This window comes from Pseudoalteromonas sp. CF6-2, assembly GCF_021729425.1.
Lineage (GTDB): Bacteria > Pseudomonadota > Gammaproteobacteria > Enterobacterales > Alteromonadaceae > Pseudoalteromonas > Pseudoalteromonas arabiensis.
This window is the reverse complement of sequence record NZ_CP091443.1, coordinates 548,385-567,298: the sequence shown is the minus strand read 5'-3', so window position 1 is coordinate 567,298 and position 18,914 is coordinate 548,385. Positions and strand designations below refer to the sequence as shown.

The following is an 18,914-nucleotide window of genomic DNA, read 5'->3' as shown; positions in this document are numbered from 1 at the left end:
CTTAATTGCCCATCACAACTCACATTAAGCACATTAGCGGGTGATGGGCAGTTATCCCTAAATTTATTCTAGATTATTTATTCTGAACTCAAGGGCTAAGCCATGTTAGATACGAATATCAAAAACCAATTAACAAGCCACTTTGCTTCTATTACCAGCCCTGTTGAGCTGCTTATCGCCTTGGATGACAGCAATAAATCAACAGAACTTAAAAGCTTAGCAAACGATTTAGCTTCGTTAAGCGACAAATTTTCGGTGCGAGATAACCCTAACCAAGACGTGCGTCGCCCGTCTATGGTGGTGTCTTCACCTATAAACAATACGCAAATTACATTTGCGGGTGTGCCGATGGGCCACGAATTCACCAGCTTGATCCTTGCACTTCTTCACACAGGTGGTCATCCAAGCAAGGCATCAGAGACTGAAATTGAACAAATTAAATCATTACCTGGGCCGCTTAACTTTGAAGTATACATTTCATTAAGTTGTCAAACATGCCCGCAAGTTGTGCAAGCACTTAACTTAATGGCAGCGCACAATGAAAATATTACGGCTACTATGATTGACGGCGCCTTGTTCCAAGACGAAGTGAACGAGCGTAATGTGTTGGCAGTACCCGCTGTTTACTTAAATGGCGAGTTATTTAGTCAAGGTGCTGTAAACCTGACCGACATTTTAAACAAAGTGGATACCAAAGCGGCTGCACGCCAAGCCGAAGCACTGAACGACAAAGCGTTATTCGATGTACTTGTTGTGGGTGGTGGTCCGGCAGGGGCTTCTGCGGCGATTTATTCAGCACGTAAAGGCTTGAACACAGGTGTGGTTGCTGAGCGTTTTGGTGGTCAGGTATCAGACACCTTAGCCATTGAAAACTTTATATCAACTAAAGCGACCGAAGGCCCTAAATTAGTTGCACAACTTGAAGAGCACGTAAAAGAATACGATGTTGATGTGATGCAAAATCAACGTGCGGCATCATTGACTAAGCAAGGTAATTATCAAATCACCCTAGAAAATGGTGCAGTTTTAAATGCTAAATCAGTGGTATTAGCAACGGGGGCTCGCTGGCGTGAAATGAATGTACCAGGCGAGAAAGAGTATCGCGGTCATGGCGTTGCTTACTGTCCTCACTGTGATGGTCCGTTATTTAAAGGCAAAGCGGTAGCGGTTATCGGTGGTGGTAACTCAGGTATTGAAGCTGCAATCGACCTTGCAAACATTGTTGAACATGTCACCGTGCTGGAGTTTGCCGATACCTTACGTGCTGACGAAGTCCTTATTCGTAAAGCAAATAGTTTAAACAACATTACTATTATCAAAAATGCGCAAACGACAGAAGTTATTGGTGATGGTAAACGAGTAACAGGCTTAAGCTATATTGACCGCATCTCTGGCGATGAAAAATCACTTGAGCTTGCAGGTATCTTTGTGCAAATCGGCTTGGTGCCAAACACTGAATGGTTAAAAGATTCAGAGCTATCATTGACTCGCTTTGGTGAAATCGAGATTGATAGCAAGGGTGCAACATCATTACCGGGTGTTTATGCGGCAGGTGATGCCACAACAACGCCATTTAAACAAATCATTATTGCGATGGGCAGTGGTGCAACGGCAAGTTTAGGTGCATTTGATTACTTAATTCGCCACAGCGATGAGACTCAAAGCACGGAAGATGCAGCTTAATTAGTTGTATTAATAATGCCTCTTGATTAGGCAGCTTTACACCCATAGCTGCCGTTTTAAAGCCGCCCTCTCCAAAGGCGGCTTTGCTTTTTATTAATACAGCTATTGATACTGCGCTGCAGTAATAAATTCTTCAAAACTTTCACACCAAATAATCACCGTATTGTAATCAGAAATATTAATACTTTGCGGTATTTGCACTTTAAAACCATTAAACGAACGCACGGCTGCAACACGTTGCATGGTGCCTTTTTGTGCTAAGAAATCGGCTTCGTTATCAATAAAATTGCGCGAAAAATACAATTGGTAATCAGGGCCAGGTGATAGCTCACCTTGCATTGAAATGGCATCATTCGTTAAGTAGACTGTGCCGTTTCCATAGTGAAAACGATCAGACCCCGCTAAGTTAGGTTTAAATTCACCACTGAATAAAGCACGGTTTTTGTGTTGCGTTAGGGTGCTTGAGCTAGGAGCGGGTGCTTCAGTCAAAATAGGTAAGCTGTATATGCCAGTGAAAAAACCGGCTGCAAAAATGATAATGACAGCTATCAACATCAGTAATTTTTTGAGCATTATTGTCACTCCATATTAGTGAGAATTATTGCGTGTCGCTGATTGAGCTTGAATTGCTTTTCTACATCACCAAAATACTGTATGAAGAGTGCTTCAAGCTCGCCCGATTTTGCGAGTTTTTGCATGCCTTGCTCAAGAAGATCTCTAACTTCAACGTTCTCTTTACTTAAATAAAAATAATAGTGACTTGGGTATTGCAGCATAATTTGCGGCGCAATAGCAAAATCAAACGAATTTAATTTGTTAAATTCTGACTCGATAGCCAACACCGAGCGGGGGAAGTAATCCCCAAGGCCCACTTCTAAGGCTTTGAGCATTCCTTGGTAGTCTAACTCGCCATTAACTTTCAATCCATTCGCTTTTAAAATAGTGTAATCAGACCAGCTTTGTTGCTGTAAACCTACAAATGGTTTTAGTTCGTTAAGGTGGGTAATGTGTTTGAAGGTTTCTTGGTCTTGTTTGCGAATAATTAATAAGCGTTTTCCATGCAGCCCTTTGTACAAGGGAATTGATGTTCTAATAAGCGCGTGAGGTTGTTCATTAGGCATTGATAACCATGCAAGAGTAATCGCCTTATTATGACTTAACTGCTCTATAATTCGCTTATTGTTCATGGGTTTAACGTTATACATTAAGGCGACATCAGCACCCATTACGGCAAAGCTTTTTTCTAAAATTGCATGGATATATTGGTTTTTAGTAGCATCGGTATAATTGGGTTTGGCGAGTTGAATAACAAGCCTTTCGTGAGCTGTGACTGAAAAGTTGAACAGAGCAAAATAAAAAATACACAATAAAATGGCTCTGTTCATGGCTATACTTTTGTTAAGATTACTAAATTATTTAAATTTACACTTTAAAAACATGTACTTGTTGCTGTAAGCGCGATGCTAATGACGCCAATTCTTGGCTTGCTTGCGCATTTTGCTGAGAGCTTTCGCTTACCAATGAAATACTACTACTAAACTCGTTAATATTACAACTTAGTTCATTAGCGACAGTGGTTTGTTCATCGGTTGCAGTCGAAACCTGATTATTCATCTCAGCTATTTGGGCCATCTCTTGTGTTATTTCGGCTAAAAGTTGTGATGATCGTTCTGCATATTCAACACTTTGCTTTGCACTGTCATCTGCGTTCCCCATCGCACTAACAGCTTGTTGTGCCATAGATTGTAACTTAGTGATCATGTCATTGATACTTGCGGTTGCTTTTTGTGTATTGTGAGCTAATTGCCTTACCTCGTCAGCAACGACAGCAAAGCCTCGACCAGACTCACCGGCTCGTGCCGCTTCTATTGCTGCATTAAGAGCAAGTAAATTAGTTTGCTCAGCTACACCCTGAATCATCATAACAACTTGATTGATATCGGTTGATTGTGTGTTTAACTCATTGATAAGTTGGGTGTTGGCATTGACGATATGTGATAAATGATTGATTGCGTCAATATTCTCTTGCACCGACTTTTGTCCAAGCTTTGCAGTATGATCTGTGTGAGATGCTTTTTCTGATGTTGCCAATGCATTTGCCGCGACTTGTTCAATTGCACTACTCATTTGCGTAATGGCGGTCGCTATCATCGCAGACTGGTGCTCTTGTTCAGTGGCTGTGCTGGCAACTTGGTCGCTGATTGAGTTCATCTGTTCTGCCGCAGAAGAGAGAGTGAGCGTTGCGCTTGTTACATCGTTTACAAGGGCGTGAATGCGTTCCATCATGGCATTAAAATGGTGTGCGGCTTGCGCTATTTCGTCGCTGCCATGAGGCTGTGCGCGTAGTCGTAAGTCGGCATTTTCAGAGATGGAACCAATTGTTTCACTGAGCGAGAGTAGTGGATTATGAATCGAACGATAAATAATAAAGGCTATAAATAATAAGAGAATAATAAGTATTGTAATGGATGCTGTCATCGCAATACTGACTTGGCTAAAATCTTTGTCTGCAGACATTCTGAATTTACTTGCCTCAGTAATTTGCAAATCAATTAACCCTTGGTAGCTGGCACTTAGTGGATCAAATACATCATATAACTCTTTGACGAATGTATCTGAAGGGATTGCCTTAAACTCATCATTTTTAACTTGGTTCAATAAAGCCGTTAGTTTTTGTTGGACCACAGTTAAGCGCTTTTCTACAACGCTAACGAGCCGCGTCTCTTCCGTCGTAAGTTTTGTACTTAGGTAACTTTGCCATTTTCTATCAGCGATATTCTTTGCTTCAGTAACTGAAGTCAAAAACTCATTTTTAGCTATTTGATTCGCGCGGTATTTATGAAATAAATCAACAATATTAACTGCATAGTTGTCAGACACTGACTTTATCTGCTCAAGAGGGACGACCCTGTCATCATATAAGCTGTCTATCCCTTTGACCATATTCGACATTATAGACATTGCAAAAAATGAAGTGATCACAAAAACAGTAACCGGTAACAAAGCCAAAACGGCTAATCGCGTACGAACGGTGTAGTTATTTAACATGGTAGGAATGCAAACTTTAATAAGGACGTATTATTAAAGCTAATAGAGAAATGTATTTAATCAAGTTTTTGCAATAGTAAATGTGAAAGTGGTTGAATCGACGGTGTACAAGATGGTGGTAACTAAAGCTTCAAGTACTAATTTTAGTTTTGAGCTTTAAGTTGCTTATTGCCTTCAATGTACAAAGTATCGCCATCCCAACCTTGAAAAATCGCGGGGTTAATGTGGTCTATGGCAGTACTTCCTCTAGGGGATAGTCTCATTCCTCCCTCATAAGCAATATCTCCGGATGCATAATATATTTTGGCAACGTATGCATCTGGCTCTAAATTTTTATTTTTTGCAATTAAGACAAATACGCCGCCATCCAAACCGCCCACCCAAAATGCTTTATTTGGTACTGCACTTGGTTTTTTCGGTACATCAAGGTCAATTTGTTGAGCATCGCAAGCACAGAGAAATAACATGGTTAATACTAAAAGCAGTATTTTTTTCATTTAATCTCTTCTAACCCTTCTATTTTTAGAGTTTTACTTTTTGGAACGTCATCTAATTAAGCCCCTTATATATGATATGGCTTAAGTGTAAGCTCAGCCTCGCAAAATATGACTAAGCTAGGTTAATTTGTATGGCTTTGATTTTATTTTTAAGCCGCTTGAGTTAAAAATTGTTGCCCTGCATCAATGCCCATATTGTATCCCGATGATAATTTGGCAAACGACTTGGTGGTGCGGCCGACAGCAAATGTAGGTGGCGGAGCAATAATATTAATATGGCAATCACTAGGTGGATTCATTATAAAATCAATGCTCTGATTGTAGTTTTCGGCACGATGTAACGTGGCCATAGCAAGCGCGGGGTTGTCTTTGTACAGGCGTTTTACAAGCCAAGGGGCTTTTGATGGTTTTTTCTTGTAGCCTAAAGGTTGAGAGAGAATAACCGTGATATCTTTATTACCCATCTCATAAGCTTTTCGAACGGGAATAGAGTCAGCAACACCGCCATCAGCAAGCTGTAGATTGTCAACTCTTGGGTATTGGCGATAAGCAATAGGCAAAGCACAGGATGCTTTTAATTGCTCTTCGAGGGACTGAGCATGACCTTTTAGGTATTCTGCTTTTCCAGTGTTTATGTTGGTGGCAACAATATAAAACTCAGCAGCTTGCTTCTCAAAGGTTTCTAAATCGAGACGAATATCTCGCATGGTTTCTTGCCATAGCCAATCTAAATCAAATAAATGGCCACCTTTAATAAAACGAACAAAATCAATGAACTCTGGACGGCATGAATAATCAGTAATAACGGCATGGTTACGTTTGTATTGAGCACATAAGTAAGCTGCAATATTTGTTGCTCCCGCCGATACACCATAACATTGTTTGAAAGGTTGATAGTGCGCTTCTAAAAAGGCATCAAGTACCCCTGTAGCAAAAATACCACGCATAGCGCCGCCTTCTACAACCAGAGCTTTGTTAATTGTCATAATAGCTACCTTGCTTTCAAACTGTTTATACCCAAACCATAGCAAACACAGGCTAAAAACAAAATAGAGTTTTGGCTCTAGTTGTAAAAATTGTATTTACTTAAATACGCTAAAGCTAAATAGCTAAAAAACGTAAGCACTTAAATAAATAGATAAATATATTGAAAAAATTGATGTGGCTTTATTTATGTAAATGCACCCCAAATTAGGTGCATGAGTAGAGGCAGGTGATCAGTTTTAGCGTTTTCCCAAAATAGGAGTTTGTATATTCGGATGGGCATTAAACAAGATACAAAACACATAGCCTGTTACGAACATAACTATGCTATATGTAGCGCTAGGAATAGCCATAACCCATCATTATTACTGGCAATTAATATGGCGAGCTTGCCATTATTGCTCTGATACTGTGTGTTTTATAGTCATAGTTACTTCCTAAAATGGGACCTTACGAACAATAATGTCTTTAAACATCACCCAGTCGCCAATAAAGCTATAAAAAGGGTGAGTAAACGTGGCAGGGCGGTTTTTTTCAAAAAAGAAGTGACCTACCCAAGCAAAACCGTAGCCGATTAGCGGGCAGAAAATGAGCCAACTGTATTGCTGTTGGTAAAGTGCAGCAAACAAGATAGCCAACACAAACCAGCTGCCAATGAAGTGTAAGCGTCGACATACCTTATTTTTGTGTTCTTGTAAGTAGTAAGGGTAAAACTCTTTAAAGTTTGCGAACTCGCGTTTACTTGCGACGGTGCCCATATTGTTGTCTCCGTTGTTAATTACAGGTTAACAATAGGCTTTTGTTTTCTAACTTACTTGATATTATAGGTCATTAAATTGTTTGTTAGAGACACGTATGCGTACCTTATCAAGCTGGTGGCTACGCGCCATGGCTGAGTCATTCAAGTGGCAAGGTTTACCCATCAATGCGCTATTTTCACAAGCCCATATATCGCTGAATGATCTAAGCAGCCAAACAGCTCGTTATCCGCAAGCTAGTGTAAGTACGCTTTGGAAGCAAGCTCAGGCGATGTTGCCTGATATTCATTTAGGCATATATGTTGGTAGTACTATGAATGTGCGAGCCATACCTGTGGTAGGGATGGCGATTATTCAGTCAACGCAATTACTCAGTGCCTTTCGGCTTATTTTACGCTATCAAAAGTTGATGGGGGATACGCATAATGTGTCGTTAATTGATCATGGTGCTGAGTATGAATTGCGCTTTAATTTCAGTGATGGTGAGCGTGATATGTCATTGTTAAGTTATGAGGCACCAATGGCATTTTGTTTGAAAATAGCACGTACTGTAAAAGGAAAAAACTGGCATCCATCGCGTATTTGTTTACAGCGAAAAGAGCATCTTGCTGAAATAAATGAACATTTTAATTGCCCTGTCGAGTATGGAGCCAAAACTCACAGCTTATTTTTTTGTGAGCAAACCGATGCGCAGCCATTTATTGCGGGTCAAATCAAAGTTGCTACACAAAGTAATGTCAGTCATGTTTTGCGTATTTTACTTGAAGAGCATTTAACCCTAGGGGAGTTTGGCTGTAAAGATATGGCAAAGGCGCTCAATATGAGTGAAAAAACCTTGCAACGGCGTCTTGCTAAAGAAGGAACTAACTTCAGCCAAGAACTGGCGAACTTAAGACAACAAAGAAGCACCACACTTTTAGTTGAAACAGACTTATCACTCACTGAAATAGCGTTTTTATGTGGTTACTCAGAAGTGAGCGCATTTTATCATGCATTTAATCGTTGGTATGGCGTGTCACCAAAGACATACAGGCAAGAATTAAAACCAAATTCGCAGTAATATTTAATTGTTTTATGGGGTTAACCTTTCGCTATCTGCGTTAAAAAGTTCTCATTTTGGGTTGTATGGATGCAGGAGATACAGCAATGTAGGAGCAATTGCACAGCACAATTTAAAGAACGCAATTTTGCCTTGTTACCTACGAGCTTTGATTGCCTGAAAATAGCTCGCTTAATTAAGCGTATCGGTATAAAAAGAATAATAAGCAAACCAGTTTAAAGTGTAAAAAAATTTAAAACTCAAAGTTAAATTACTCAGCCATTTCTTCTATGCGGTTACGGCCATTTTGCTTTGCTCGGTAAAGTGCTTTGTCGGCCATAATAAGCGTATGATCAGCTACGTTGTGCGCATTAGGTTGGCATGAGTAAATACCAAAGCTTAATGTTAGTAACGGGTTCACTTTAGAATTAGGGTGTTTAATTGCGAGTCGTTTAATCGCTAGCTGTAACTTTTGGCAGAATAAAAAGGCTTCTTGCTTATTAGTAGCGGGGAGAATAATAGCGAACTCTTCACCACCGTATCTGGCTGCTAAGTCTCCTGGACGCTGACAATTTTCTTCAAGGGTTTTAGCAACGCGCTTTAATGCTTGATCACCTTGTTGATGACCTAGCGTATCGTTATACAATTTAAATGAGTCAATATCACACAGAATTAAGCTTAACGAGAGTCTGCTGCGGGCACAGCGTTTTAATTCTTGTTGTAGGGTAGTATCGAGTTGTCGACGATTAGCAATTTCGGTCAGACTGTCTCTATGAGCTTGCTCATGCAACTCTTTATTTGCAGCAAGTAACAGCTTTTGTATCTTTTCAAGTTTATTTTTATATTGCATATTTTTTAATGCATTTGTGATCATGTCGCCGACGAGTTTTATTCTTAACAAATCTGTTTGAGACCATTGACGGGCTTTATTAACGCAGTCACAACCGATGAAGCCAAATAATGTTTTTTCGACGACTAAGCCAATACATATAACAGATTGAATTCCCTCGTTAGTGAACTCCATTTTCTCTGCGCTGGCTTCAGGGGGTAATTCAGCGGTGTTTGATGCGTTAAAAATATGCTGAGTGTGCATTTGCTGAAAAAAATAAGGTAAAGAATCTTTTGGGATATTCTGTAGGTGCTCTTTAAAGGGCGTAATACCATCGTTTACCCACTCGTAGGTGTTACTCATCGATAATCCGTCATCACTAAATTCAAAAATGTAAGTACGGTCAGCATGGCAGTTTAAGCCTATTGTTTGCAGTGCCTTTTCTATTTGCTGACTCATATTTTCGTTTTGGATATCGATAAGTTCTGTTGAAATCTGAGAAATCAGCTCATCGAAGTCTTGGCTTTGGGCTTGGCTAGGTAATGTACGAGGTTCACACACAGTGATATAAAGGGAATCACAAAGTGTTGCAAATTTTAGGTCGAGCAGTTTGGCTGACTGAGTACGTCGGTTGGTGAGGGTTACAAACAAGGGATATTTGTTGTACGAACTTGGCAATAAGTCGGTAATGCCTAGTGATTCGCTACTTAGCGCGTTATTAAGTGCAAGATGAGTTAGGTTGAGTTCATCTGAGCTTAGTTGCTCTTCAATTGAGAATAGCGACTGTGCCGGTAAGTTAAAATAGAAACGATTGTGTTGCTGATCAAACATGATGATAGCTATCGGTAATGCTGCGAGAGTCTGCCATGTTTGCTCAATTGAACTCATTAAAAAACGACCTAAAACCAATACACGGTATAAGGTTACAATTTTTAACAAAATATTGATATAAAATTTTCTTTTCTCTCAATCAGAAAGCTAAAAACATGCGCAGCGTAAGAGATAAATAAGTTTTTAGTGCGTTTAGTGGCGTCACGTATTACAATTGAGACTGTATATCATTACTCTTTTTCCAGCGAATAGGTTTATCTCTTCTTCATGACAGATATTACGACTCACCAAGCATCTAGACGTCGCTTGCTAATTGCTTTAGCCATTACTTGCTCGTTTATGGTAATTCAGATCATTGGTGCGTATTTTTCAAACTCGTTAGCAGTGCTTGCTGATGCGGGGCATTTGTTTGTCCATAATAGTTCTTTATTTATCGCGTTAATAGCGTCGTCAATGGCGATACATTTTGCCAAAAACTTTAATGATGGTTATCAACGTGCAGAACTAACAGGCGGTTTAATCAATGGTATTCTGTACTTAAGTATTAGTTTGGTTATTTTATACGAAGGTGGTGAGCGATACCTACACCATAATGAAGGTAATCATCTCGAAATTAATAGCTATCTAATGTCTGTTATTTCAGCTATTGGCTTTTTATTTCATGGTGCCGCAGCTTGGGTTCTTTACAAAGGGCGCAAAGCGAGCATTAATGTATACGCGGTGTTTCTTCACTCGTTTTTTGATTTAATTTCAACGGTTTCAACTTTTTTTGCAGGAATTTTGATTTACCTTACTGGCTGGGCTGAAATCGATATTATTTCGAGCATGTTAATTGCCTCTTTCGTTTTATTCACGGGTGTCAAAGTAATAATACGTTGCATTAAAGGCCTAGTTGAAAATAATAGTAAACTGCCTAATGTGGCTGAGGTTGAAAAAAGCATAGCTTCAATTGAGCATGTTCAAAATGTGCATAATGTAACGGTTGTTCGTCAGGATAACACTGTCATTGTCGGCGCGCATGTCGTGTTAAAACAGCACTGTACAGTAGAAAAACATGATGAAGCGTGTCGCCTAAAAGTCGAAAAGCTTTTACTTTCGCGCTTTAAAGTTGCGAAAAGTGTCTTACAAATTGAAAGCCATGAATGCCACCCTATTAATTAAGGTGGCAAATTACCTTTTTTTCTTTTAATTTAAAGGTATCACTATAAGATAGGGTACCGCCTTTGCTAGTCCATAAACCGCCATATTTTAGCTTTTTTGCAGCTGTGTTGTTAGGAGCTGTTGCGGGTGTTACCAATCTACTTCCTATCTTTTTCTTAGATAGCTCCGAATTTTTGTTAGGGCAATTTTTTGTCATCCTAAGTTTACTGCTATTTGGTTGGCGATTTGCGCTTATCACATTTGTGATAAGCACTGGCTTTATTTTTTATCGTTGGGGGCATGCATGGCCCTCAGTTGTATTTGCTCTTGAACTTATCTTTTTGCACGTTTTTTGTTTAAGTAAAGCCCGACCTGTGTTCCTGCGCGGTATGATATTTTGGTTTATAGTCGGCTTGCCCTTACTTTGGAGTTTTGGTCATTTCACATTGGGCTTGCCAATTTTGACTATTGCCATAGCCTTGGCAAAATACAGCCTCAATGCAGCGATTTACTTGTCTGTCATTGATTTATTGAGCTTCTTCTTTAGCCGTTACTCATGGTATAAATACTATTCTTCGTTATATAAAATACTCAACTATATAGTAACTTTACTCATTATTTTGGTCGTTATTTTAACGTCTATAGTATTAACCAATAATCACTATTCACGCATTGAGTATGAGATCAATTCTCAACTTTATGAAAAAGCACAAGAAATATCGCAGACCATAGATACTCACTTAGAGCACCATAAAAAAGGTGTTCTTTTAACTGCAAAAAGTATTGCTTTAGGCGCTCCTAAACAAGCAATGTTAGAGAACATGGCGCAGTTATATCCTGATTTTAGAACGCAAATCATTACAAATGCAGTTGCTGATGTGACTCATTTTTATCCTAAATCTTTAGCAATTAGTCTAGAGCAATCTAAGATCCAACCAAATGTTTCAGATAGAGACTACTTTTTTAATGCTCCTAACCATAGGCTTGGGTATGTGTCTTCTATTTTTAAAGGACGTGGGTTTGGTGCGCTTCCTATCGTGGCTGTTTCTGCTCCTATCTATATTAAAGATACCTTTACAGGAATTGTTGAAGGCTCATTGATGTTTGATTACTTTTCAAAGTTACGACCTAGTTTATTCAGCCATCAAGGTGAGTTAGTCGTGTTAGATTCAATGAATAAAGTGGTTTACAGCTCCTTAGATGACTTTATTGAATTACAGGAAATTAAAGACAATGAGTTGAGCGGGTTTGCAGATGAGACTCGCTTTAAGGTGCTTAACCCTGATAGTGAGCAGCAGTTTTATGTTCGTCAAGCACGATCATCAGAGCACAACTGGGTGGTGTTGACTATGCTTAATCGCAAGTATGCTAACAATGTTGCAGTGCATGCTTGGGGGCAGTCAATTGTAATGATTGTATTTATTATCTTATTGACCAGTATTTTTATAACCCAGCTTAGCCGCTGGTTGGTTGCGCCTATTTCAAAGTTAGCTGAACAAATTGATAAATTTGAACCTGAGCAGGCAAATACAGATGCATATTTGCCTAATACTTGGCTTGAAGTAAGCAGGTTGCAATCACAGTTTGCTAATTTAGCTAATAAACTAACACTGAGCTTTAGCCGCCTACGTCAAGTAAACCATGAAAATGAGCACCTTAACAGCAAGCTTAAGGACTTTAATGCACAATTGGAACGCCAAGTTAGTGATAAAACAAATGAGTTGGTAGAGGCCGTTAAAACTGCAAATCATGCCAATAAAACAAAATCGCAATTTTTAGCCAATATGAGCCACGAGATAAGGACGCCGTTAAATGGTATTTTAGGCATGACGCAGTTGCTTCTTGATAATCAAACCTTACCAGAAAAAGAACGCGAAGAGCTGGCAATGGTGCATCAAAGTGCCAACAATTTATTATTGATACTTAACGATATTTTAGACTTTTCAAAAATTGAAGCTGGAGCACTAAAATTAGAATATCGTGCTGTAGAGGTGAAAAAGCTGTTATATAAGTTAGCGCAAGTGTTTAGTAATACGTGTGTGAAGCCTAACGTTTCGTTTGAACTTGATATATCAAAAGACATTCCCGATTACGTTAGCTTAGATCCGCTTCGCTTCAGCCAAGTTATTAATAATATTTTAAGTAATGCGGGTAAGTTTACCGATTCAGGTGAAATTACTTTATCCAGTCGTTACAAAGATGGAATAATTGAAGTATGTATTCGTGACACGGGCATTGGTATTTCGCCAGACCAGCAAGCTATACTTTTCACTGAGTTTACTCAGGCTGATATTTCTACAACCCGAAAGTACGGTGGTACTGGGCTTGGTTTAGCGATTTCAAAGCGTATTATAGAGTTAATGAAAGGTGAGCTGAAACTTCAAAGTGAACAAGGTAAGGGCAGTGTGTTTACACTTTGTGTACCTGCTCAAATAAGTGAATCCACGCTTGTAGATAATCAATCTGTTCAGAAGCCAGAGCTAGCAGGTGTCAATGTACTGATAGTTGAGGATAATCCAGTTAATCAACTGGTACTCAATAAAATGATGCATGAAACTCAGTGTACAATTCAACAAGCGAGTGATGGTGTAGAAGCACTTAAAGCCTTAGAGAGCTTTGTGGCTGACATTATTTTAATGGACTGTCAGATGCCAAATATGGACGGTTATCAGTGCACTCAAGCGATTAAATTAGCGCCAGAACGCTATGGGCGAGCTGTTATAATTGCGATTACCGCAAACGCTTTTGAAGATGATCAAAAGCGTTGCATTGAAGCAGGAATGGATGATTTTATTTCTAAGCCTATTAATAAAGATGAGCTATATAATTGTCTAAATAAGTGGTTTAAAGCGCGTTTAGACGGCTAATAATAGCTTGGATGGTAGACTCCTTGTTAAGCTCATCGATCAGCATGGGCTTAGCAAAATAATATCCTTGTAGATCTTCACAACCCATCTTCTCTAAGAACTTAATTTGTTCTGTGGTTTCGACACCTTCAGCAATACAATAAAGCCCTAAATTTGTCGATAGCGCATGAATGGTTTTGATGATTGACTCGTTACTTTTATCTTGGCCAATGTTACGCACAAAGCTTTGATCTATTTTTATAACATCGATAGGAAATTGGCTTAAATAGGTTAATGAAGAATAGCCTGTCCCGAAGTCATCCAGTAACAGTTTAAAACCCGCATTTTTTAATTTTTGTAACTGCTTTGATGCTTTTATTTTATCCTCAAGTAAGGTGCTCTCAGTGATCTCCAAGCGCAGCTGAATTGGTTTTATCAAATGATTATTCAGTATCATCAACAGACGCTCTGTAAGGTTTGACTTCAAAATATGCATCGGTGATAAATTTAACGACAAATAAAAGCGAGGGTTCGCACGTAAAAGGGGCTTGAGCTCGGTTAATGCGCGCTCAAGTGCTTGCTCTGTTAAGACATCAATTAAACCGATTTCTTCAGCGATAGGAATAAATTCGGCGGGGGAGACAAATCCTTGCTCGTTTTTCCAGCGCATTAAAAGCTCAACACCGTTGATGGTTTTATTCCTAGCATTAACAATCGGCTGATAGTTATTAAATAGCTCGTCATCTTTAAAAGCATCTTTTAGTGCGTTTTCGAGTAACAACTTTTTAGTGAGCTGGTTATTCATTTGCTCTGTGAAATATTTAAAGTTGTTACGGCCAGACTGTTTTGCATGCATCATTGCAATATCAGCGTTGCGAATTAAGTCATCCGCAGTTGTTGCATCAAATGGATACAGAGCAACCCCGATGCTGGCCGATATATTGATAGAAAAATCTTCAATAACCACTTTATTACCTAGTTCATCGGTGAGTGATTTAACTAAGGTACTTAAGCTTTGAGGCGAGTGTAAGTCTTGCACTAGCACTAAAAATTCATCACCACTTTGCCTGCCTATTATTGCATTGTCAGGTAAAATTAAACTCACTCTTCTGGTGATGTTGCACAGTAACTGATCGCCCACCGCATGACCAAAAGAGTCATTGACAGGTTTAAATTTATCTAGGTCGATAAACAACAGAGCGGCTAATTTATTCTCTTTGCTGGCCTCATTAATACAGATATTTATTTTAGAATGCATTAACGTACGATTAGGTAAGCCTGTTAAAGGGTCATAGTTAGCTAGGTATCTAAGCTCATCTTCGGCACGTTTTTGCTCTGTTAGATCTGATATTACGATAACGTAGTAATTAATTGTTTGCTGATCTTTTGCTACGGCTGTAACACTTATGTGTACTGGGTGAGCGGGACTTTTTAAGGTGCGGATAAATGCCTCTGTCTTCCAGTTTTGTTTGGGTTTGAGGGTTTTTAAAACAGTCAAAAACTCAACGTAGTGCGCTTTTCCTATCGCACCTAAGAAGTCTTTTAAGCTCAAGTCTGCAATGTTATTCGGTGTGGCAAAGGCTTCGCTGAAACTGGCATTAGCTGAAAAAGGCTTTAATTGATTATCTAAAATAAGTAGCCAATCATTTATTTGACCGAAGGCTTCCCCAAGCACGGCGGCTTGCTGTGCATTTGCTTTTTGCTCAGTAATATTGCTATATATTCCTGATATTTTCAGCGGTGTATTATTTTCATCCGCTGCAACGACACGGCCAAGATCTTGATACCATAACCATTGACCTGCTTTGTGTCTTAGACGGTAGGTTACATTCCACTGTTGTTGATTGAGCTGTTTAGAAAAAGAGTCCCATTGATTGATGAATAAGCGTCGATCATGAGGGTGAATCAGGTTTAAAAATTCAGTGAGTTTAATTGTATCCTCGTATTCTTTATAACCTAATTCAGCCGCTATACGGTTATGGTGTATAGTCATATTTTTAAGGTTAGCTTCCCATACACCACTGTTATTACTACTTAGTGCAAGCTCAGTTTGTTGCTGGGATTTTACGATCTCATCATGCGCTTTTCGGATTGTTTGCTGACGAGCACGATACTGCCAAAAAATAATAAATAAAATAGCCAAAACAATCACTGTGTAGCAAGCGATTGCAAACGGAGAGGACCACATTGCATATGCCACGTTGAACCTTAACTGGCGGGTTGCAGTGTCAGCTTTAGTGAGCTCTGAAGTAGATGAAACCGACAACACATAATCACCAGGAGGAAGCTTTGTAAAAAGTACCTTATTAGTCGTTAGTTTGTCGTATTGTAATGACGTAGGGCCTTCTAAAGTCACTTTATATCGTGTGGTGTCTTTATTTAATGTGTCAAAGTTAGAAAAAGTGACCTCTAAGCCTATATCATCTGCGGTGAGTTGCAGCGCATTATCAGCGTATTTATAGGGGTGATAGTTAAGCTCTCTTGATAAGAGTGAAACACTGGTAATTTCAGTTGCGTTTTTCTGCGTACTGACTGGCGAAGAAAGAAAATCTTCTGGCGAGACAAGTAAGACGCCACGGGTTGAACCAAATGCTATTTGCCCATTAGCGAGTGTTGTATCTGCATCTATATTAAACTCGTTAACGGATAGACCGTCTCGTATAAAATAGCGATCTAACGTAAATGAGCTCAAATCTAAACGATATAAACCGTTTTGAGAGCTAAACCATAAAAACCCAAAACGATCTATTTGAAGCCCAAAAACTGATTTAGCCTGTAAGCCAGATGCTTGCCCAAAACGATGCTTAACTTCATAGGTTTCAGCGTCTAAGCCTATTAAACCTTCATGTGATGAAGCTAGCCATAACATATTATTGTGATCGATGACCCAGTCATCTATTAGAAAGAAAGCTAAAGGGTTATAGTTTTCTACTTTATATATTAGCGTTAACTTTTGGGTGGATTCATTGTAACGATAGAGCTTACCCGACAGGTTAAGCACATACTCATCAGGATAATTGGGGAAAGGCTTTAAAAATGAATTTGCATTGATTATATCTACTTGCTCTTTAAGCCCTTTAATGACATTTAATTCGCCAGTTTTACCGTTATAAGTGTAAAACTCGTCATTCGTTATAAAGGCAAATTGGTCAGGTTTTATAACGTGAAAACCCCAACTAGGCTCTGTAGATAAAAATGCCTTTGTTTTTTCACTGCCGTTAATGGGTATTGTCTTGCCTGTTTTTTTGTCAAACAGCGTCAATCCAACATACTTCATCAGCCATAGGTAACGGTTATTATCATCTAGTTGTGCTTTGCTAATACCATAAATACCATGCTCACCATGAAATGCTTTTTCATCATTGTTAACTAAGTACGCAGTAGTTTTTTTAGTTAACTGGTTGTATTTCATTAAGCCGTTATCGGTACCAATCCAAAGGGTATTATTGTCATCTTGGATAATTGACCAAATGTTATTGTCGTAATAACTTTGTTCATTCTTCAACTGGATATGTTTAAAGCGCTTGGCCAAAGTAGACCAAGTGAATACCCCTTGCGAACGTGACGCAAGCCAAAGCAGACCCGTTTTATCAACCATGACATCTGGTATAGTGTTATCGGTCATGTTGAATTTGCTTTGGTCGAAACGTAAAACAAATTCAGCGTCTAGTGTTTGTCGATTAAATTCAAATAAGCCTTTTTCGGTCACTATATATTCACCAAAAGGGCTGTCGGTATAATCCCATATATTGAGCTTTGGAATGAGTAACCTCGCTTTGTCATATTCAAGTAACTCTTTGTTGTTAAAAGGGATGTTATACATTCCTTCCACCGTTCCGACGAGAAGTCCTAGCTGTTTATCGATATGCAAAAATTTAACGTTTTTGTTGTCATCGTTGATGGTTTTTTGACTTGCCAATGGAATATACGAAATATGCTCATCAGCGAGATTCTTAGAAAACAGCCCATTTGAGGTACCTATAAATAGAGAGTTTTCATAGAGTTTCAGAGAGCGAACAAAATGTTCCTCTTTATTTATCGAGAATTCATGTAAAAACTTTTTTGATTGCTTGTGGTAGGAGTAAACGTGTTGGTTTATAGCGAAAAAGTAATCGTTATCACTTTCATCGAAAGCCAATATAGGTGAGAAAAAATTATCTTCAGGGTTTAGTTTTCCTGAATAGATTTTTTCAACATGCAAAGATTTTGGGTCAATTAAAAAAGCCCCTGAAAACTCGGTACTTACAAATAGTTTTCCATTGTTAGTCTTTGCCATGAAGGCAATTTGTCGCTGATCGAGTATGTGCTCTCCTGAAAATGGAGATACCTGGTAACCGTCATAACGATTTAAACCTTGGTAAGTACCAATCCATATAAAACCGAGATCATCTTGAACAACTTTAGTAACAGAGCCTTGAGTTAAGCCTTCATCTGTTGAAAGTCGCTGAATTTGCAAAGCATAATTTTGCGCATTCGCAACGTTAGGGAATACTAACAGAGTAAAAATGAAAATTAGGAGAAAGTGTTTAGGCACCGAATGTTGAACCCTAAATGATTATTTGCACAAAACTTTTAGTAAAATATAGCACAAATATGCACGTAATTAACGTGTAAGAAAAGATAATTTAGCATAATGTTAATTAAGGCACACAAATGTATCTATGTGCTATAAATACATTAATTAAAAATGACCCAAGGCCTTTTATGCGTCATCCATTTATATGTCAAAAAACGCAAACGATTTTACTTATCATTGATGAACAAGCAGGGCTTTCTCCTGTTATTAGCGAGTTTGCAGAGGTTGTTAATAATACCGAAAAGCTTTTAAAAGGGGCATCTCTTTTTGATATTCCAGTGGTTTTTACGGAGCAAAATCCTGAAAAACTGGGTGCAACCGACCCATCGCTTGCCCACTTTATGGCAACAAGCTGTAATATAGAAAAAATACATTTTAGTGCCTGTTTAGAGCCAAACTTTATAGAGTCGCTATCGCGCTTTAATCGTCCCCAAATTGTTGTTGCAGGGACAGAAGCGCATGTTTGTGTTTTACAAACGTGTTTAGATTTATTAACTGCCGATTTTAAATTATTCATTGTGGATGACGCTATTGCATCGCGCAACTCACACCATAAAAACATAGCAACAAAGCAACTTACGCAGGCTGGAGCTATAATAACCTGTACCGAAAGTGTGTTATTTCAATGGTTAGAAAAAGCAGGAACTGAACAATTTAGAGCATTATTGCCATTAATAAAGTGA

General features: G+C 38.8%; 13 protein-coding genes. 5 read left to right on the top strand and 8 right to left on the bottom strand.

Annotation, left to right across the window (positions count from 1 at the left end; translation table 11 throughout):
* The first annotated feature begins 102 nt into the window (after positions 1-102).
* A complete protein-coding gene (gene ahpF, locus L3Q70_RS19225) occupies positions 103-1,683 on the top strand; it encodes an alkyl hydroperoxide reductase subunit F (RefSeq protein ID WP_237115364.1) in 1,581 nt (526 codons plus the stop codon).
* A gap of 102 nt (positions 1,684-1,785) precedes the next feature.
* Here the strand turns inward: ahpF and L3Q70_RS19220 are convergent, their stop codons facing one another.
* The 6 genes from L3Q70_RS19220 to L3Q70_RS19195 all read right to left on the bottom strand — a co-directional run bounded on the left by L3Q70_RS19220 (position 1,786) and on the right by L3Q70_RS19195 (position 6,970).
* Positions 1,786-2,256 (bottom strand): DM13 domain-containing protein, encoded by a 471-nt coding sequence (locus tag L3Q70_RS19220; RefSeq protein ID WP_237115363.1) that lies wholly within the window; start codon positions 2,254-2,256, stop codon positions 1,786-1,788.
* 5 nt (positions 2,257-2,261) lie between these two features.
* Complete coding sequence (locus tag L3Q70_RS19215; RefSeq protein WP_237115362.1) at positions 2,262-3,068, bottom strand: transporter substrate-binding domain-containing protein; 807 nt, start codon at positions 3,066-3,068, stop codon at positions 2,262-2,264.
* Positions 3,069-3,105: 37 nt separating this feature from the next.
* On the bottom strand, positions 3,106-4,731 hold the full coding sequence (locus L3Q70_RS19210; protein WP_062567569.1) for a methyl-accepting chemotaxis protein: 1,626 nt from the start codon (positions 4,729-4,731) through the stop codon (positions 3,106-3,108).
* Between the two features lie 143 nt (positions 4,732-4,874).
* Positions 4,875-5,228, bottom strand: coding sequence for a hypothetical protein (locus L3Q70_RS19205; RefSeq protein WP_237115361.1), 354 nt, complete (start codon positions 5,226-5,228; stop codon positions 4,875-4,877).
* A gap of 149 nt (positions 5,229-5,377) precedes the next feature.
* Positions 5,378-6,214, bottom strand: a complete 837-nt coding sequence (locus L3Q70_RS19200; RefSeq protein ID WP_062567567.1) for a patatin family protein — start codon at positions 6,212-6,214, stop codon at positions 5,378-5,380.
* Positions 6,215-6,649: 435 nt separating this feature from the next.
* Positions 6,650-6,970, bottom strand: coding sequence for a DUF962 domain-containing protein (locus tag L3Q70_RS19195; RefSeq protein WP_062567566.1), 321 nt, complete (start codon positions 6,968-6,970; stop codon positions 6,650-6,652).
* A gap of 97 nt (positions 6,971-7,067) precedes the next feature.
* On the opposite strand from L3Q70_RS19195, the gene L3Q70_RS19190 reads away from it, so the two are divergent.
* A complete protein-coding gene (locus tag L3Q70_RS19190) occupies positions 7,068-8,030 on the top strand; it encodes an AraC family transcriptional regulator (protein ID WP_237115360.1) in 963 nt (320 codons plus the stop codon).
* Positions 8,031-8,280: 250 nt separating this feature from the next.
* Here the strand turns inward: L3Q70_RS19190 and L3Q70_RS19185 are convergent, their stop codons facing one another.
* On the bottom strand, positions 8,281-9,726 hold the full coding sequence (locus L3Q70_RS19185) for a sensor domain-containing diguanylate cyclase (RefSeq protein ID WP_237115359.1): 1,446 nt from the start codon (positions 9,724-9,726) through the stop codon (positions 8,281-8,283).
* A 210-nt stretch (positions 9,727-9,936) separates the two neighbouring features.
* On the opposite strand from L3Q70_RS19185, the gene L3Q70_RS19180 reads away from it, so the two are divergent.
* A complete protein-coding gene (locus L3Q70_RS19180) occupies positions 9,937-10,830 on the top strand; it encodes a cation diffusion facilitator family transporter (protein ID WP_062567564.1) in 894 nt (297 codons plus the stop codon).
* A gap of 62 nt (positions 10,831-10,892) precedes the next feature.
* Positions 10,893-13,676, top strand: coding sequence for a response regulator (locus L3Q70_RS19175; RefSeq protein ID WP_237115358.1), 2,784 nt, complete (start codon positions 10,893-10,895; stop codon positions 13,674-13,676).
* Here the strand turns inward: L3Q70_RS19175 and L3Q70_RS19170 are convergent.
* Complete coding sequence (locus L3Q70_RS19170; protein ID WP_237115357.1) at positions 13,654-18,189, bottom strand: EAL domain-containing protein; 4,536 nt, start codon at positions 18,187-18,189, stop codon at positions 13,654-13,656. The two genes, L3Q70_RS19175 and L3Q70_RS19170, sit on opposite strands and share 23 nt — an antisense overlap.
* A gap of 170 nt (positions 18,190-18,359) precedes the next feature.
* Between L3Q70_RS19170 and L3Q70_RS19165 the strand changes: the two genes are divergently transcribed.
* Entirely contained in the window at positions 18,360-18,914 is a 555-nt protein-coding gene (locus L3Q70_RS19165) for an isochorismatase family protein (protein ID WP_167346329.1), read from the top strand.

Coding starts and splice junctions, on each gene's coding strand:
- L3Q70_RS19220 (WP_237115363.1), bottom strand. CDS start 2,256: ATGCTCAAAAAATTACTGATGTTGATAGCTGTCATTATCATTTTTGCA.
- L3Q70_RS19215 (WP_237115362.1), bottom strand. CDS start 3,068: ATGAACAGAGCCATTTTATTGTGTATTTTTTATTTTGCTCTGTTCAAC.
- L3Q70_RS19200 (WP_062567567.1), bottom strand. CDS start 6,214: ATGACAATTAACAAAGCTCTGGTTGTAGAAGGCGGCGCTATGCGTGGT.
- L3Q70_RS19185 (WP_237115359.1), bottom strand. CDS start 9,726: ATGAGTTCAATTGAGCAAACATGGCAGACTCTCGCAGCATTACCGATA.
- L3Q70_RS19205 (WP_237115361.1), bottom strand. CDS start 5,228: ATGAAAAAAATACTGCTTTTAGTATTAACCATGTTATTTCTCTGTGCT.
- L3Q70_RS19190 (WP_237115360.1), top strand. CDS start 7,068: ATGCGTACCTTATCAAGCTGGTGGCTACGCGCCATGGCTGAGTCATTC.
- L3Q70_RS19165 (WP_167346329.1), top strand. CDS start 18,360: ATGCGTCATCCATTTATATGTCAAAAAACGCAAACGATTTTACTTATC.
- L3Q70_RS19210 (WP_062567569.1), bottom strand. CDS start 4,731: ATGTTAAATAACTACACCGTTCGTACGCGATTAGCCGTTTTGGCTTTG.
- L3Q70_RS19195 (WP_062567566.1), bottom strand. CDS start 6,970: ATGGGCACCGTCGCAAGTAAACGCGAGTTCGCAAACTTTAAAGAGTTT.
- ahpF (WP_237115364.1), top strand. CDS start 103: ATGTTAGATACGAATATCAAAAACCAATTAACAAGCCACTTTGCTTCT.
- L3Q70_RS19180 (WP_062567564.1), top strand. CDS start 9,937: ATGACAGATATTACGACTCACCAAGCATCTAGACGTCGCTTGCTAATT.